General features: G+C 68.5%; 1 protein-coding gene. It reads left to right on the plus strand.

What is annotated here, in order from left to right:
* Window positions 1-520, plus strand: a 520-nt coding sequence (locus GTW58_RS14000) for a zinc-dependent metalloprotease (protein WP_168023651.1), incomplete at both ends; no start/stop codon positions are given.

Here is a 520-nt window from a genome sequence, read left to right on the forward strand (position 1 = left end):
AATGGGGCGAGGGCACCTTCGCCCCCTGGCAGGAGATCACGGGCCCGGTGGCGGAGTCCATGACCAAAGCCCTGACCGACTCGATCCAGGGCCAGCTGCCCGAGGAGATGACCGGCATGCTCGGCGGTGCCTCCGGGATGTTAGCCAACGCGGGCTCCATGATGTTCGCCATGCAGCTGGGCCAGGTCCTGGGTGGTTTGGCCGCCGAGGTCGTGTCCTCGACGGACATCGGCTTCCCGCTGGCCCAGGACGGTTCCGCCATGCTCCCGCGCAACGTCAAGGACTTCGGTGAGGACCTGGGCGTTCCGGAGCAGGAGGTCGTGCTCTACCTGGCCGTGCGCGAGGTCGCCCACGCCCGCCTGTTCCACGCCGCGCCGTGGCTGCGCCAGTACGTGGTCGACCTGATCACCGCGTTCTCGCAGGAGATCCACATCGACATGGACCGCATCGAGGGGTTGGCCGCGCAGATCGACCCGTCGGATCCCGCGGCCATGCAGGAAGCGCTCGGGTCCGGGGTGTT

This window comes from Kocuria subflava, from assembly GCF_012163155.1.
In the GTDB taxonomy this organism is placed as follows: Bacteria; Actinomycetota; Actinomycetes; order Actinomycetales; family Micrococcaceae; genus Kocuria; species Kocuria subflava.